A 13860-nucleotide genomic window follows, 5' to 3' on the forward strand; every position below is an offset into this window, starting at 1 on the left:
GGCGGGCCGATCGTATTACCCGAGCGGACCGAAGGTCGGCCGCCGCCCCGGCAAGATCCCGCGCCGTTCGCCCGCACCGTCATCCAACCGTCATGATGGCGTCGCAGGCAGGCGCCGACCCGTCAGGCCAGAGGCTTTCCATGGACTTTCACCGCCGCTTCACTGTGCTGATGTGCGCGCCGGCCTTCGATCCGGACGACCTCGAAGGCGTCCGCGTCGCGCAGATCGTCACCGCGGTCGAGGGGCGCGGCTTCGAGGTGATCCGGGCGCGGCGCGTCGAGGACGCGGCGATCGCCGTGCAGACCGACGCGGCGATCGGCTGCATGGTGGTCGACTGGGGCAAGCGCGGCCTCGACGGCAAGGCGGCCTCGCTGATCGACATGATGCGGCGGCGCGGCCTCGAGATGCCGATCGTCATCCTCGTGCGCCGCAAGCGCCTGGAGGACATCCCGGTCGAGCTGCTCGACTTCATCGACGGCTACATCTTCCTGGCGGAGGAGACGCCAGAATTCATCGCCCGCGGCCTCGTCTCCCGCGTGACCCAGTACGCCGAGACCCTGAAGACGCCGTTCTTCGGCGCGCTCGTCGACTACGCCGAGAAGGGCAACCAGCTCTGGACCTGCCCGGGCCACAACGGCGGCATCTTCTACAACCGCTCGCCGATCGGGCGGATCTTCGTCGAGCACCTCGGCGAGGCGATCTTCCGCGACGACCTCGACAACTCGGTCCTCGACCTCGGCGACCTCCTGACCCACGAGGGGCCGGCGCTGAAGGCGCAGAAGGAGGCGGCGCAGATCTTCGGGGCGGAGAAGACCTACTTCGTCCTCAACGGCACCTCGGCCTCGAACAAGGTGGTGCTCGGGTCTCTGGTCGCGGAGGGCGACCTCGTACTGTTCGACCGCAACAACCACAAGGCCGCCCATCACGGCGCCCTGATGCTCGCCGGCGGCATCCCGATCTTCCTCGAGACCGACCGCAATGCCTACGGGCTGATCGGGCCGATCTACCACGAGGCCCTGGACGAGACCGCGATCCGCGAGAAGATCCGCCGCAACCCGCTGGTCGAGGACAAGGAGGCGTGGCGCCGCGAGCGTCCGTTCCGCGTCGCGGTGATCGAGCAGTGCACCTACGACGGCACGATCCTCGACGCGCAGGGCGTCGTCGAGCGGATCGGGCACCTGTGCGACTACATCCTGTTCGACGAGGCCTGGGCCGGCTTCATGAAGTTCCACCCGCTCTTCGTCGGCCGCTTCGCCATGGGCCTGAAGGGGCTCGACGAGACCTCGCCGGGCATCATCGCCACGCAATCGACCCACAAGCAGCTCGCGAGCTTCAGCCAAGCCTCGCAGATCCACACCAAGGACGGGCACATCCGCGGCCAGACCCGGCGCGTCGAGCACCGCCGCCTCAACGAGAGCTTCCTCGTCCACGCCTCGACCTCGCCGTTCTACCCGATCTTCGCCTCGCTGGACGTCGGGGCGCAGATGATGAAGGGCCGCTCGGGCATGATCCTGTGGGACGACACGATCCGTCTCGGGATCGAGTGGCGCAAGAAGGTCCGCGCCATCCGCCGCGAGTTCGAGGAGAAGGAGGGAGATCCGAACCGGCGCTGGTTCTTCGACGCCTTCGTGCCCGACGTGACCCCCGGCCCGGACGGCGTCAACGTGCCGTGGGAGAGCCTGACGACGGACGTGCTCGCCTCGGACCCGAAGCACTGGGAGCTGCGCCCCGGCGCGCGCTGGCACGGCTTCACCCATGTCGGGCCCGAGGCCTCGCCCGGCTACGCGATGACCGACCCGAACAAGCTGACGGTGCTGACGCCGGGCTTCGACCGGGCGACCGGGGAATATGCCGCCCACGGCGTTCCGGCCCCGATCGTCGCGCAGTACCTGCGCGAGAACCGCATCGTCGCCGAGAAGAACGACCTGAACTCGCTGCTCTTCCTGCTGACCCCCGGCGTCGAATCCTCGAAGGCCGGCACGCTGATCTCGGGCCTCGTCGCCTTCAAGCGCCTGCACGACGACAACGTGCTCCTGGAGGACGCGATGCCGGAGTTCGTGCGGCGGCGCCCGAACCGCTACCGCGGCGTGCGGCTTCGCGACCTCTGCGCCGACTTCCACGCCTTCCACCGCGAGCACGGCACCTCGATGCTCCAGCGCAAGCAGTTCCAGCCCGAGCACCTGCCCGAGATGGTGATGGCGCCCAAGGCCGCGGCGCAGATGCTGACCCGCAACAACGTCGATTTCGTCCCGATTGCCGAAGCCGAGGGGCGTGTGGCGACGACCTTGCTTCTGGTCTACCCGCCCGGGATCGGCACGGTGCTGCCCGGCGAGCGGATCGATGAGCGGGCCAAGCCGATGCTGGACTATTTCAAGATGTTCGAGCGCTCCGCGAACCTGTTCCCCGGCTTCGAGGCCGAGATCCAGGGCGTGTACCGTCAGGTCGAGCCGGACGGGCAGATCCGCTTCCACACCTACGTCATGCGCGAGGCGCGCTGATGGAGGACGCGGGCCCGGCGGGCGACTTCGCGATCCCAGAGCCGGCCTCGTCCTGCGCCGACATCGTCATTCGCCCGTCGTCGGACGCGGACCTCGCGGCGATGGTGGCGATCTACGAGCACCACATCCGCCGCGGCGTCGGCGACGTCGGCGACTTCGAGGAGGATCGCCTCCTCCCCGACGACCTGCGCCGGCGCCGCAAGACCATGCGCAAGAAGCGCCTGCCCCACCTCGTCGCCGACCGGAACGGTCAGGTCGCGGGCTACGCCTACGCGGTGCCGTTCCGGAAGCGGCCGGCCTACCGCTACACGCTCAAGCATTCGATCTACGTGCATCCCGAGCACCTGCATGCCGGGATCGGCCGGCGCCTGCTGCCGGCGCTGATCGAGGCCTGCGCCGCGGGCGGCTACCGTCAGATGATCGGCTACATCGATTCCGAGAACGCGGCTTCGCTGCGCCTGCACGAGGCCTGCGGCTTCGTCCGCGTCGGCCACCTGCCCGCGGTCGGCTACAAGTACGGCCGCTGGAGCGACAGCGTGATGGTGCAGTGCGCCCTCGGCTCCGGCTCCGACGACCAGCCCTCGACGTGGCGGAAGCCGGTGGAGGCGCTGGTGGCGGGGCACGACTGGACCGGGAAGTAGCCGGGGCCTGCCGCCCGCCGGTGCGCTGCGGCGAACTCCCGCCGGCGCGGCACGTTGTCGGACACCCGCGCTCGCGGTCCGGCGGACCGTCCATCGCCGTGAGCCGCGCGACCGCCTGCGACAAAGGACCCGGCATGCCCCGCTCCGACAGCCCCGTGCTGCAGCCCTACACCCTCGGCGACCTCACCCTCAGCAACCGCATCGTGATGGCGCCGCTGACCCGGAGCCGTTCCTCGACCGACGGCGTGCCGCCGGATTTCGCCGCCGATTATTACGGCCAGCGCGCCACCGCGGGGCTGATCATCTCGGAGGCGACCAACATCTCCCCGCAGGCCGTCGGCTACGCCTACACGCCGGGGATCTGGTCGGAGGCGCAGGTCGAGGCGTGGCGCCGGATCGTCGGCACGGTGCACGCCAACGGCGGCCGCATCTTCCTGCAGCTCTGGCACACGGGCCGGATCTCGCATCCCGACCTGCAGCCGGAACATCGGCCGCCGGTCTCGGCCTCGGCGATCCGGCCGGAGGGCACCGCCTTCACCGAGGAGGGCATGAAGGCGCACGTGACGCCGCGCGCCCTGGAGGCCGACGAGATCCCAGGAATCGTCGAGGATTACCGGCGCGCCGCCGAGAACGCGAAGCGCGCCGGGTTCGACGGCGTCGAGATCCACTCGGCCAACAACTACCTGCTCGAGCAGTTCGTCCGCGATTCGACGAACACGCGCACCGACGCGTATGGCGGATCGATCGAGAACCGGCTGCGGTTTCCGCTCGCGGTGGTGAAGGCGGTCACGGACGTCTGGGGCGGCGGTCACCGCGTCGGCATCCGCCTCTCCCCGGCGACGACCGAGCCCGGCAAGACGCCCCTCGACAGCGATCCGCACGCGACCTTCGGCGCCTACGTCGATGCGCTGTCGAAGTTCGGCCTGCTCTACATCCACACCATCGAGGGCGTGACCCAGCAGACCCGCGACGTGCCCGACAGCGTCGACTTCCTCGACCTGCGGAAGCGCTTCTCGGGGGCCTATGTCGGCAACAACCAGTACACGCTGGAGCTGGCCGAGAAGGAGCTCGCGGATGGGCACGCCGACCTGTTCAGCTTCGGCCGGCCCTTCATCGCCAATCCCGACCTCGTGGGACGGCTGGCGTCCGGCGCCCCTCTCGCCGAGGCGCCGAAGCCGTACTGGTACGGCGGCGGTGCCAACGGCTACTCGGATTGGCCCGGCATGAACGGGCCGGTGGCGATCAAGCGCTGACGCTCGGACCCGGCGCGCTCACGGGGCGCGTCGGGCCGCACGCGAGAGGATCAGTGCTGCAGGATCTTCGACAGGAACTGCTGCGCGCGTTCGCTGCGCGGCTGGCCGAAAAAGTCGTCCTTGCGGGCGTCCTCGACGATCTCGCCGCGATCCATGAAGATGACCCGGTCGGCGACCTTGCGGGCAAAGCCCATCTCGTGGGTCACCACCATCATGGTCATGCCCTCCTTGGCGAGCTCGACCATCACGTCGAGCACCTCGCCGACCATCTCGGGGTCGAGCGCCGAGGTCGGCTCGTCGAACAGCATCACCACCGGGTTCATCGCCAGCGCGCGGGCGATCGCCACGCGCTGCTGCTGACCGCCGGAGAGCTGGCCGGGATACTTGTTGGCGTGCGCCGACAGGCCGACGCGGGCGAGCAGGTCGAGCCCCTTCTTCTTCGCCTCCTCGGCCGGGCGCTTCAACACCTTGCGCTGGGCGACGGTGAGATTCTCGGTGATCGAGAGGTGCGGAAACAGCTCGAAGTGCTGGAACACCATCCCCACGCGGGAGCGGAGCTTCGGCAGGTCGGTGGCCTTGTCGACGACCTTGGTGTCGTTGACCGTGATCTGGCCCTTCTGGATCGGCTCCAGAGCGTTGACGCACTTGATCAGGGTCGACTTGCCCGAGCCCGAGGGGCCGCACACCACCACGACCTCGCCCTTGGCGACCTGCGTGGTGCAGTTCGTCAGCACCTGAAAGTCGCCGTACCACTTGCTGACGTTGTCGATGGCGATCATCGGTGCGCCGGTCGCGAGCTTCGGCGACGGGCTCGACAGCGGGCCGGACTGCAGGCCGGCATCCGTCGGCGCGACGGAGCCGGGAGCGACGGGGGTCTTGGCGGTGGGGGCCGGCATCGGCGTCGAGGTCATAACGCGGTCCTTGTACGGCGATCAGCGGATGATGGCGACGCGGCGCTGCAGCCGGCGCACCAGGAACGAGGCCGAGAAGCACACGGCGAAGTAGACGACCGCGGCGAACAGGTACATCTCGACCAGGCGCCCGTCGCGCTGGGCCACTTTCGAGGCCGCCCCCAGGAAGTCGGTCAGCGACAGCACGTAGACCAGCGAGGTGTCCTGGAAGAGCACGATCGTCTGCGTCAGCAGCAGCGGCAGCATGTTGCGGAAGGCCTGCGGCAGCACGACGGTGATCATCGTCTGCGCGTAGGTCATGCCCAGCGCGTAGGCCGCCCCGGTCTGCCCCTTCGGGATCGACTGGATGCCGGCGCGCATGATCTCGGAGAAGTACGCCGCCTCAAACAGCGTGAAGGTGATGAGCGCTGAGGAGAAGGCGCCGACCTGGATCGGGCGCGAGGCGCCGGTGAGGTAGGCGCCGATATAGGGCACCAGAAAGTAGAACCAGAAGATCACCAGCACGAGCGGCAGGGAGCGCATCAGCTCGACATAGACCTTGGCCACGTGCTTGAGGCCGGGCACGCCCGAGAGGCGCGCCATCGCCAGGAGGGTCCCGAGGATGACGCCCATGCCGGCGGCGAGCGCGGTCAGGGTGACGGTGAAGACCATGCCCTGACCGAAGAGGTAGGGCAGCGATCCGAAGACGACGCCGAAATCGAAGTTCGAGAACATCAGCGCTGCCCGGGAACCGCCACGCTGCGCTCCAGGAGGGACGCGAGCAGGATGACGACGAGGTTGATGAGGACGTACAGGATGGTCGCCGCCGTGAACGCCTCGAACACCTGGAACGAGAATTCCTGCATCGAGCGCGCGCGGGCCGTCAGCTCGAGCAGGCCGATGGTGAGGGCGACGGAGGTGTTCTTGAGGTTGTTCAGGAACTCCGAGGTCATCGGCGGCAGGATGATCCGGTAGGCGTTCGGCAGCAGCACGTAGCGATAGGTCTGGTAGACCGTGAAGCCCATCGCGGTGCCGGCGAGGCGCTGGCCCCGGGGCAGCGACTGGATGCCGGCGCGGACCTGCTCGGCGACGCGGGAGGCGGTGAAGAACCCGAGGCAGACGACGCCGGTGTAAAATGGGGCGTTCGGCAGCTGCTTCAGCGCGTTGCCCCACGCCTGCGGCAGCACTTCCGGAAGCACGAAGTACCACAGGAACATCTGCACCAGCAGCGGGATGTTGCGGAACAGCTCGACATAGGCCGTGCCGACGGCATTGGCGCCCCTGGAGGGCAGCGTCCGCATCACGCCGATCAGCGAGCCGAGAAAGAAGGCGATGATCCAGGAGCAGAGCGCGGTCGCGATCGTCCAGACCAGGCCCGAGAGCAGCATGTCGGCGTAGGTGCCGGTGCCTTCGGGCGATTGTTCGAAGAAGATGCCCCAGTTCCAGTTGTAGTTCATCGCCCGCGCTTCACCGTTCTCGTTCGTTCGATCCGTGTCGCGGATCCCGGGCGGCAGTGCCGCCCGGGATCCGCCGGCTCAGGCTCAGTAGGCGGCCGGGTCGGCGCTGTCGCTCGGGCTCTTGAACTGCTTGGCCATCGCCTCGCTCATCGGAAGCTTGAGGTTGATGTTGCGCGGCGGGATCGGCTTCTCGAACCACTTGCTGTAGAGCGCCTTGCCCTCGGGGCTCTCGTACAAAGCCTTCGTCGCGGCATCCGCCACCGCCTTGAACGGCGCGTCGTCCTTGCGCAGCATGATGCCGTAGGGCTCGGGCTTCGACAGGGCTTCCGTCGAGATCTCGTAGGCGTCGGGGGTCTTGGAGCCTGCGACCAGCGAGGCGAGCAGCACGTCGTCCATCACGAAGGCGACGGCACGGCCGGTCTCGACCATCAGGAACGCCTCGGCGTGGTCCTTGGCGGGCAGGATCGTCAGGCCCATGCTCTTGGCGGTGTTGGCCTCGTTGATCTGCTTGATGTTCGTCGTGCCCGAGGTCGAGACCACGGTCTTGCCCTTGAGGTCGTCGATCGTGTGCAGCTTGGCGTCCTTCTTCGAGACGTAGCGCGTCGCCGTCAGGAAGTGGGTGTTGGTGAACGCCGCCTGCTTCTGGCGGTCGGCGTTGTTCGTCGTCGAGCCGCACTCGAGATCGATCGTGCCGTTGGCGATCAGCGGGATGCGGGTCGCGGAGGTGACCGGGTTGAGCTTCACCTCCATGCCCGGGAGCTTGAGCTCCTTCTTCACCGCCTCGGCGATCTTGAGGCAGATGTCCATCGCGTAGCCGACCGGCTTCTGGTCGCCGTCGAGGTAGGAGAACGGAACCGAGGAATCACGGTAGCCGATGGTGAGGGCGTTGGTGTCCTTCACCTTCTTCAGCGTGCCGGTCAGTTCCTGGGCCTGCGCGCCGGCGGAGACCACGGCCGCGCCGAGCGCGAGGGCGGCCACGATCCCGCGACGATCGAACTTGGATTGCGTCAAAACGAAACTCCCGAAACGAGCCGCACGAACATGGCGGCGTGTGGCGGACGCGCAGAAAGCGGCCGGCGCTGGCCGTGCCTCTGCAATGATGGTGCCGGAACGGGGGCGGGCGAAGCAAGCTTGGCCGATATGGTGGGGACAACTCTCGCGAGCATCGGGACCGGGTCGTCCCGCACCGTCGCCGGACCGGGACCGATTTCGGTCTCCGTCCGTGAGCGGTCTGCCCGCATGGAGCGAGGCCGTCGCGCGTCGGCGTTCACAGGTTCCACCCGGTTGTCGATCCGAACCTCGGAGCCGGGCAATTCCGCCCATGCACGGTGCAGTGTGCACGTTTCGTGAGCGGGCGCACCGGGAATCCGGGGTCCGGCGACGATTATGCCTGGAAAGCCGCCAATCTGTCTCGCCGCGTGGGCATGAAAGAGCCGCCCCGCGCGGTGCGGGACGGCTCGGACGCGGCATCGCGAGGACGCGCTACTTGGTCAGCTCGTTGCCGGCGTAATCGATGTTGCCGGCCGCGTTCTTCTTCCACTGGTACATCACGTAGTCGGGCTTCGTGATGTCGCCCTTCTTGTCGTAGGCGATCGGGCCGACGACGGTGTCGACAGGCTTGCCCTGGTGCAGCCAGTCCGCGAGCTTCTTGCCGTCGGTCGACCCGGTCTCGGACATGGCCTTGGCCAGCACCTGGACCGCGGCATACGAGTAGAGGGTGTAGCCCTCCGGATCGATGCCCTTCGCCTTGAAGCCGGCGAGCGCGTCCTTGGCGTTGGGGTTCTTGCGCGCGTCCGGCGGGAACGTCGTCAGCGTGCCCTCCGCCGCCGGCCCTGCGATCGCCACCAGCTCCTTGTCGACGAGGCCGTCGCCGCCCATCAGTGGCGCCTTCAGGCCCTGGTCGCTCATCTGGCGCAGGATCAGGCCGGCTTCGGTGTAGTAGCCGCCGAAGTAGACCACGTCGATCTTGGCGGATTTCAGCTTCGACACGAGCGCCGAATAGTCCTTCTCGCCCGGGTTGATGCCCTCGTAGATCGCGTCCTTGCCGCCCTTGGCCTTCAGCGCCTTCAGGGTCTCGTCGGCGAGGCCCTTGCCGTAGGGGGTCTTGTCGTGGACGAAGGCGATCTTCTTGCCCTTGAAGTGCGTCGCGAGATACTCGCCCGCGACCGCGCCCTGCTGGTCGTCGCGGCCGCAGGTGCGGAACACGTTCCAGAGGCCGCGCTCGGTGAACTTCACCGCCGTTGAGGCCGGCGTGACCTGGATGATGCCGGCGTCCTGGTAGACGTCGGAGGCCGGGATCGAGACGCCGGAATTGTAGTCGCCGACCACCACTTTCACGCCGTCGGAGGCGAACTTGTTGGCGACCGAGACGCCCTGCTTCGGATCGGACGCGTCGTCGCCGACGAGGACCGAGAACGTCGTGCCTTTCACCGCACCGGACTTGTTCAGGTCCTCGACGGCCTGGGTGGCGCCGTTCTTGAGCTGCGTGCCGATCGCGGCGCTGTTGCCCGTGATCGGTGCGGCGATGCCGAGCTTGACCTCGGCCGCCTGGGCCGCCGCGAGCATGGCACCGAGCCCGAGGCCCGCCAGTAGTAACGCTCTCATCTCAAATCCCCTTGGTTGTAATCTGAATTCGGACCGTCGGCGCCGGGCAAGAATCGTGCGCTCGGCACCCGCGCGCGCCGAATGCCATCACGGCCCGCCGGCCGCCGGCTCGCGTGTCCGCCACGTCAGCGGCGAAGTCCGCTCGTAGAGCCAGCGATACTGGGTCGTCATCTGCCGCGTCCGCGTCCAGCGGTAGCCCGCCGCGCCGACGATCATGACGACGATGGCGTCGACCGCATAGTATTGGGCTGACAAAAGCGTGCCGCCGAATAGCGCGAAGTGGATGAATCTCACCGCTGCCGCCACCGCGAGGAGCGCCGGCACGATCTGCCAGAACGGGCGCCATGCCTTGGCCAGGCCGCGGGCGGCCATCCACCCGGCCCAGCCGCCCATCGCGACGGTGACGAGGAGGAAGAGGCCGATCGACTCCTCTTCGTAGATCAGGCCCTGCATCGCGTCAGACCTCCACCGGGGCGCCGTGGCCGCCCTCGAGATAGGCGGCCTTGATCGCGGGGTCGGCGAGCAGCGCCCGGCCGGTGCCGCTCATGGTGATGCGCCCGTTGACCAGCACGTAGCCGCGATGCGCCAGCTTCAGCGCGTGGTAGGCGTTCTGCTCCACGAGGAAGATCGTCATGCCGTCGCGCCGGTTCAGGTCGCGCACCGCGTCGAAGATGCCCTTCACCACCAGCGGCGCGAGCCCGAGCGAGGGCTCGTCAAGCAGCAGGAGGCGCGGCCGGCTCATCAGCGCGCGGGCGATGGCGAGCATCTGCTGCTCGCCGCCGGACATGGTGCCGGCGCGCTGGATCAGCCGCTCCTTCAGGCGGGGGAACAGGGCGCAGACGCGCTCCAGGTCCTGGGCGAAGTACCGCCCGTCGTGGAGCGCGGCGCCCATCTGCAGGTTCTCGTGCACGCTCATGCGCGGGAAGACCCGGCGGCCCTCCGGCGACTGCGCGATCGCGAGCCGCGCGATCTCGTGGGTCGGCAGGCGGGTGATGTCGCGCCCGTCGTAGGTGATGGTGCCTTCGCGCGCCTGCGGCGCCCCGAAGATCGTCATCATCAGGGTCGACTTGCCGGCGCCGTTGGCGCCGATCAGCGTGACGATCTCGCCCTCGGTGACGTCGAGATCGACGCCGCGCAAAGCCGCGACGCTGCCGTAGTAGGTCGAGACGCCGCGCACCGCGAGCAGGGTCTTGGCCGGAGCCTTCCCGGCCGCGAGCGCCCGGGTCTCCTCCACGAGCACGTTGATCCCGGCGACGCTCAAGCCTCGACCTCCAGATGGGTGACGGTGAGGCCGACCTCCGCCTCGACGGCCTCGACCTCCTCGTCCTCGACGCCGAGATAGGCGGCGATGACGCGCGGGTCGGCTCGGACCTCGCCGGGGGTGCCGTCGGCGATCTTCACGCCGTAATCGAGCACGACGACGTGGTCGGAGATCTCCATCACCACGGACATGTCGTGCTCGATCAGCAGCACGGAGGTGTCGTGCGCGTCGCGGATGTGGCGCAGCAACGCGTTGAGCTCGCCCGATTCGCGCGGGTTGAGGCCGGCGGCCGGCTCGTCGAGGCAGAGCAGCACCGGCTCGGTGCACATCGCGCGGGCGATCTCGAGCCGGCGCTGGGCGCCGTAGGGCAGGTCGCCAGCGGGGTCGTCGGCCCGCTCGATCAGGCCGATGCGGACGAGCCACTCCTTCGCCCGCTCGATCGCCGCGGCTTCGGCCCGGCGGTAGACCGGCAGGCCGAGCAGCCCGAGCACGGTCATGCCCGACGCCCGCATCAGCGGCGCGTGCTGGGCGACGAGAAGGTTCTCCAGCACCGTCATCCCCTGGAACAGGCGGATGTTCTGGAAGGTGCGCGCGACCCGGCCGATCCGGTTCACGGCATGGTTCGGCAGGCGCTCCAGCAGATGCTTCGAGCCGTCGGCATGGGCGAGCGTCAGCATCCCCTCGGTCGGCTTGTAGAAGCCGGTGATGCAGTTGAAGACGGTGGTCTTGCCGGCGCCGTTCGGCCCGATCAGCGCGGTGATGTCGCCGCGATGGGCCTGGAACGACAGGTCGCCAACGGCCGTCAGCCCGCCGAAGCGCATGGTCAGGTGGTCGACGGTCAGCACGGCGTCGGCGCGGGTGGTCGGCTCGGTCATCAGCCGTGGCCCTCGCTGACATGCGCGCCCGAGATCGCGCGGCGCTCGCCCAGCGCCACCGAGGGCGTTCGCTCCGAGATCAGCCCGCGCGGGCGCCAGACCATCATCGCCACCATGGCGAGGCCGAACAGCAGCAGGCGGTACTCGTTCGGGTCGAAGCCCTGGCCGAAGATAGACTTCAGGAAGCCGAGGTTGCGCAGCATCTCGGGGCCGCCGACCATCGCCACCGCGGCGATGGCGACGCCGACCTGGCTGCCCATGCCGCCGAGCACCACGATCGCCAGGATGATCGCGCTCTCCAGGAAGTTGAAGCTTTCCGGGGAGATGAACCCCTGGCGCACGGCGAAGAACGAGCCGGCGAAACCGCCGAAGGCGGCGCCGAGGGCGAAGGCCGTCAGCTTCGTCGTGGTGGTGTTGATGCCGAGCGAGCGGCAGGCGATCTCGTCCTCGCGCAGGGCCTCCCAGGCGCGGCCGATCGGCAGCCGCCGCAGCCGCAGCGTCACGACGTTGGTGATCAGGGCGAGCGCGAGGATGAGGTAGTACAGGAACACGACCCGGTGCATCGAGTCGAAGGTCAGCCCGAAGCGGGCGGCGAACCCGTCCTCGCCCGCGGTGAAGGGGATGCCGAAGAAGGTCGCGCGCGGGATCGACGAGATGCCGGCGCCGCCGCCGGTGACGTCGACCCAGTTGATCAGGACGAGGCGGATGATCTCGCCGAAGGCCAGCGTCACGATGGCGAGGTAGTCGCCGCGCAGGCGCAGCACGGGGAAGCCGAGTAGCATGCCCCACAGGGCGGCGAACAGGCCCGCGAGCGGCAGGCAGATCCAGAACGACAGGCCGAAGGTGGTGGATAGCAGCGCGTAGGAGTAGGCGCCGACCGCGTAGAAGGCGACGTAGCCGAGATCGAGCAGGCCGGCGAGGCCGACGACGATGTTGAGGCCCCAGCCGAGCATCACGTAGGTGAGGATCAGGATGCCGAGGTCGATCCAGTAGCGTCCCTCCCCGAGGCTGCCGCTCGCGAGCGCGGCGACGACGGGCAGCGTCAGCGCCACGCCGATGAACAGCCACAGGGCCAGCATCGAGACCCGCTGCCCGGCATTCGGCAGGCCGGCGACGGCTTCCGTCGCCTGGGACCGCGACGGCCTGAGCGCGCGGCGGGCGTCGCGGCGCATCAGGACCAATCGCTGCGCGAGGCGGGCCAGGAAGATCGCGGCGCAGAGCCCGGCGACGAGAACCCAGCGCGGCGTCAGCTCGAGCCCGCCGGTGGGGCCGGCATCGGTCCGGAAGCTGACCACGGGCACGCAGAGCGCGAAGGCTCCGAGCGCGTAGAAGGCGGCATCCTTCAGGATGCCGGTGAGGCCGTCGGCCCCGCGGGTGGCAGCGGCCATCAGACCTTCTCGACCTCGGCGCGGCCGAGAATCCCCGACGGCATGAAGATGAGCACCACGGCGAGAATCGAGAACGCGGCCACGTCCTTGTACTCGATCGAGAAATAGGCCGACCAGAACGTCTCGATCAGCCCGATGATCAGGCCGCCCAGCACCGCGCCCGGCAGCGAGCCGATGCCGCCGAGCACCGCGGCGGTGAAGGCCTTCACGCCGGGCACGAAGCCGTCGGAGAAGGAGACCACGCCGTAATACATCAGGTAGAGCACGCCCGCGACGGCCGCGAGCGCGGCGCCGAGCACGAAGGTCAGCGAGATCGTGCGGTCGACGTCGATGCCCAGCAGCGCCGCCATCTTGCGGTCCTGCTCGCAGGCACGCTGCGCCCGGCCGAAGGGCGTGCGCTGGACGAGGTACCAGAAGCCGGTGAGCAGCACCGCGGTCACCGCCATGATCAGGCACTGCTTGTAGGACAGGAACACCTGGAACCCGTCGGTCTCGAACAGGGTGATGCCGCCCGAGAGCATCGGCGGCAGCGGCTTGTTGCGCGCGCCCTGCGTCACCTGGACGAAATTCGAGAGGAAGATCGAGACCCCGATCGCCGAGATCAGCGGCGCCAGCCGGAACGACCCGCGCAACGGCCGGTAGGCGACCCGCTCGATCGCCCAGCCCCAGAGCGCGGTCAGCACCATCGAGACGACGAGCACGATCAGGAAGGCCAGGGCGATTGAGGAGACGCCGAGCCAGGCGGTGAGGATCAGGAAGCCGATCAGTGCGATGAAGCTCGACACCATGAAGACGTCGCCGTGCGCGAAGTTGACCATGCCGATGATGCCGAACACCATCGTGTAGCCGATCGCGATCAGGCCGTAGATCGACCCGAGCGTCAGCCCGTTGATCAACTGCTGTACGAAGACATCCATCGCGTGTCCGTCTCTCTCGCCCGCGGCCGGCGGCGCATGGCGTATGGGGCAAGGCCGGGCAGGGCAAGTCCCGAAC

13 protein-coding genes are annotated in these 13860 nt (G+C 68.5%); 3 read left to right on the forward strand and 10 right to left on the reverse strand.

Annotation, left to right across the window (positions count from 1 at the left end):
* Positions 1-140: 140 nt before the first annotated feature.
* The 3 genes from MKK70_RS17245 to MKK70_RS17255 all read left to right on the forward strand — a co-directional run bounded on the left by MKK70_RS17245 (position 141) and on the right by MKK70_RS17255 (position 4392).
* Entirely contained in the window at positions 141-2498 is a 2358-nt protein-coding gene (locus MKK70_RS17245) for an Orn/Lys/Arg decarboxylase N-terminal domain-containing protein (RefSeq protein ID WP_243949112.1), read from the forward strand.
* Positions 2498-3139, forward strand: a complete 642-nt coding sequence (locus tag MKK70_RS17250; protein ID WP_243949113.1) for a GNAT family N-acetyltransferase — start codon at positions 2498-2500, stop codon at positions 3137-3139. Before MKK70_RS17245 ends, MKK70_RS17250 begins: the two co-directional genes overlap by 1 nt.
* 134 nt (positions 3140-3273) lie before the next feature.
* Positions 3274-4392, forward strand: coding sequence for an alkene reductase (locus MKK70_RS17255; RefSeq protein ID WP_243949114.1), 1119 nt, complete (start codon positions 3274-3276; stop codon positions 4390-4392).
* A gap of 50 nt (positions 4393-4442) precedes the next feature.
* On the opposite strand, the gene MKK70_RS17260 is transcribed toward MKK70_RS17255, so the two are convergent.
* From MKK70_RS17260 to MKK70_RS17305, 10 genes are all read right to left on the reverse strand, one after another.
* The gene (locus MKK70_RS17260; RefSeq protein WP_147725919.1) at positions 4443-5171 is read right to left on the reverse strand and encodes an amino acid ABC transporter ATP-binding protein; all 729 of its coding nucleotides are present in this window, start codon (positions 5169-5171) and stop codon (positions 4443-4445) included.
* A gap of 153 nt (positions 5172-5324) precedes the next feature.
* Positions 5325-6017 (reverse strand): amino acid ABC transporter permease, encoded by a 693-nt coding sequence (locus tag MKK70_RS17265; RefSeq protein ID WP_147725908.1) that lies wholly within the window; start codon positions 6015-6017, stop codon positions 5325-5327.
* Positions 6017-6739 (reverse strand): amino acid ABC transporter permease, encoded by a 723-nt coding sequence (locus MKK70_RS17270; protein ID WP_243949116.1) that lies wholly within the window; start codon positions 6737-6739, stop codon positions 6017-6019. Before MKK70_RS17270 ends, MKK70_RS17265 begins: the two co-directional genes overlap by 1 nt.
* 84 nt (positions 6740-6823) lie before the next feature.
* Positions 6824-7720, reverse strand: a complete 897-nt coding sequence (locus MKK70_RS17275; protein WP_147725920.1) for an amino acid ABC transporter substrate-binding protein — start codon at positions 7718-7720, stop codon at positions 6824-6826.
* 501 nt (positions 7721-8221) lie between these two features.
* Positions 8222-9343 carry a branched-chain amino acid ABC transporter substrate-binding protein gene (locus MKK70_RS17280; RefSeq protein ID WP_147842261.1) on the reverse strand — a complete coding sequence of 374 codons (1122 nt, stop codon included), beginning with the start codon at positions 9341-9343 and terminating at the stop codon, positions 8222-8224.
* Between the two features lie 87 nt (positions 9344-9430).
* Entirely contained in the window at positions 9431-9796 is a 366-nt protein-coding gene (locus MKK70_RS17285; protein ID WP_147842262.1) for a DUF6867 family protein, read from the reverse strand.
* A 4-nt stretch (positions 9797-9800) separates the two neighbouring features.
* Complete coding sequence (locus MKK70_RS17290; RefSeq protein ID WP_243949118.1) at positions 9801-10604, reverse strand: ABC transporter ATP-binding protein; 804 nt, start codon at positions 10602-10604, stop codon at positions 9801-9803.
* Positions 10601-11479 (reverse strand): ABC transporter ATP-binding protein, encoded by an 879-nt coding sequence (locus MKK70_RS17295; RefSeq protein WP_147725913.1) that lies wholly within the window; start codon positions 11477-11479, stop codon positions 10601-10603. Before MKK70_RS17295 ends, MKK70_RS17290 begins: the two co-directional genes overlap by 4 nt.
* Positions 11479-12867: a high-affinity branched-chain amino acid ABC transporter permease LivM gene (livM, locus tag MKK70_RS17300; protein WP_243949120.1), complete on the reverse strand. Its 1389-nt coding sequence runs from the start codon at positions 12865-12867 to the stop codon at positions 11479-11481. The genes MKK70_RS17295 and livM overlap by 1 nt, the downstream gene beginning before the upstream one ends.
* Entirely contained in the window at positions 12867-13784 is a 918-nt protein-coding gene (locus tag MKK70_RS17305; protein WP_147842264.1) for a branched-chain amino acid ABC transporter permease, read from the reverse strand. The genes livM and MKK70_RS17305 overlap by 1 nt, the downstream gene beginning before the upstream one ends.
* Positions 13785-13860 lie beyond the last annotated feature (76 nt).

The organism is Methylobacterium sp. E-041 (assembly GCF_022829665.1).
GTDB lineage: Bacteria > Pseudomonadota > Alphaproteobacteria > Rhizobiales > Beijerinckiaceae > Methylobacterium.

Excerpts from the sequence above, each read along its gene's own strand:
- MKK70_RS17245 (WP_243949112.1), top strand. The coding sequence starts at position 141 with ATGGACTTTCACCGCCGCTTCACTGTGCTGATGTGCGCGCCGGCCTTC.
- MKK70_RS17250 (WP_243949113.1), top strand. The coding sequence starts at position 2,498 with ATGGAGGACGCGGGCCCGGCGGGCGACTTCGCGATCCCAGAGCCGGCC.
- MKK70_RS17255 (WP_243949114.1), top strand. The coding sequence starts at position 3,274 with ATGCCCCGCTCCGACAGCCCCGTGCTGCAGCCCTACACCCTCGGCGAC.
- MKK70_RS17260 (WP_147725919.1), bottom strand. The coding sequence starts at position 5,171 with ATGATCGCCATCGACAACGTCAGCAAGTGGTACGGCGACTTTCAGGTG.
- MKK70_RS17265 (WP_147725908.1), bottom strand. The coding sequence starts at position 6,017 with ATGTTCTCGAACTTCGATTTCGGCGTCGTCTTCGGATCGCTGCCCTAC.
- MKK70_RS17270 (WP_243949116.1), bottom strand. The coding sequence starts at position 6,739 with ATGAACTACAACTGGAACTGGGGCATCTTCTTCGAACAATCGCCCGAA.
- MKK70_RS17280 (WP_147842261.1), bottom strand. The coding sequence starts at position 9,343 with ATGAGAGCGTTACTACTGGCGGGCCTCGGGCTCGGTGCCATGCTCGCG.
- MKK70_RS17285 (WP_147842262.1), bottom strand. The coding sequence starts at position 9,796 with ATGCAGGGCCTGATCTACGAAGAGGAGTCGATCGGCCTCTTCCTCCTC.
- MKK70_RS17295 (WP_147725913.1), bottom strand. The coding sequence starts at position 11,479 with ATGACCGAGCCGACCACCCGCGCCGACGCCGTGCTGACCGTCGACCAC.
- livM (WP_243949120.1), bottom strand. The coding sequence starts at position 12,867 with ATGGCCGCTGCCACCCGCGGGGCCGACGGCCTCACCGGCATCCTGAAG.
- MKK70_RS17305 (WP_147842264.1), bottom strand. The coding sequence starts at position 13,784 with ATGGATGTCTTCGTACAGCAGTTGATCAACGGGCTGACGCTCGGGTCG.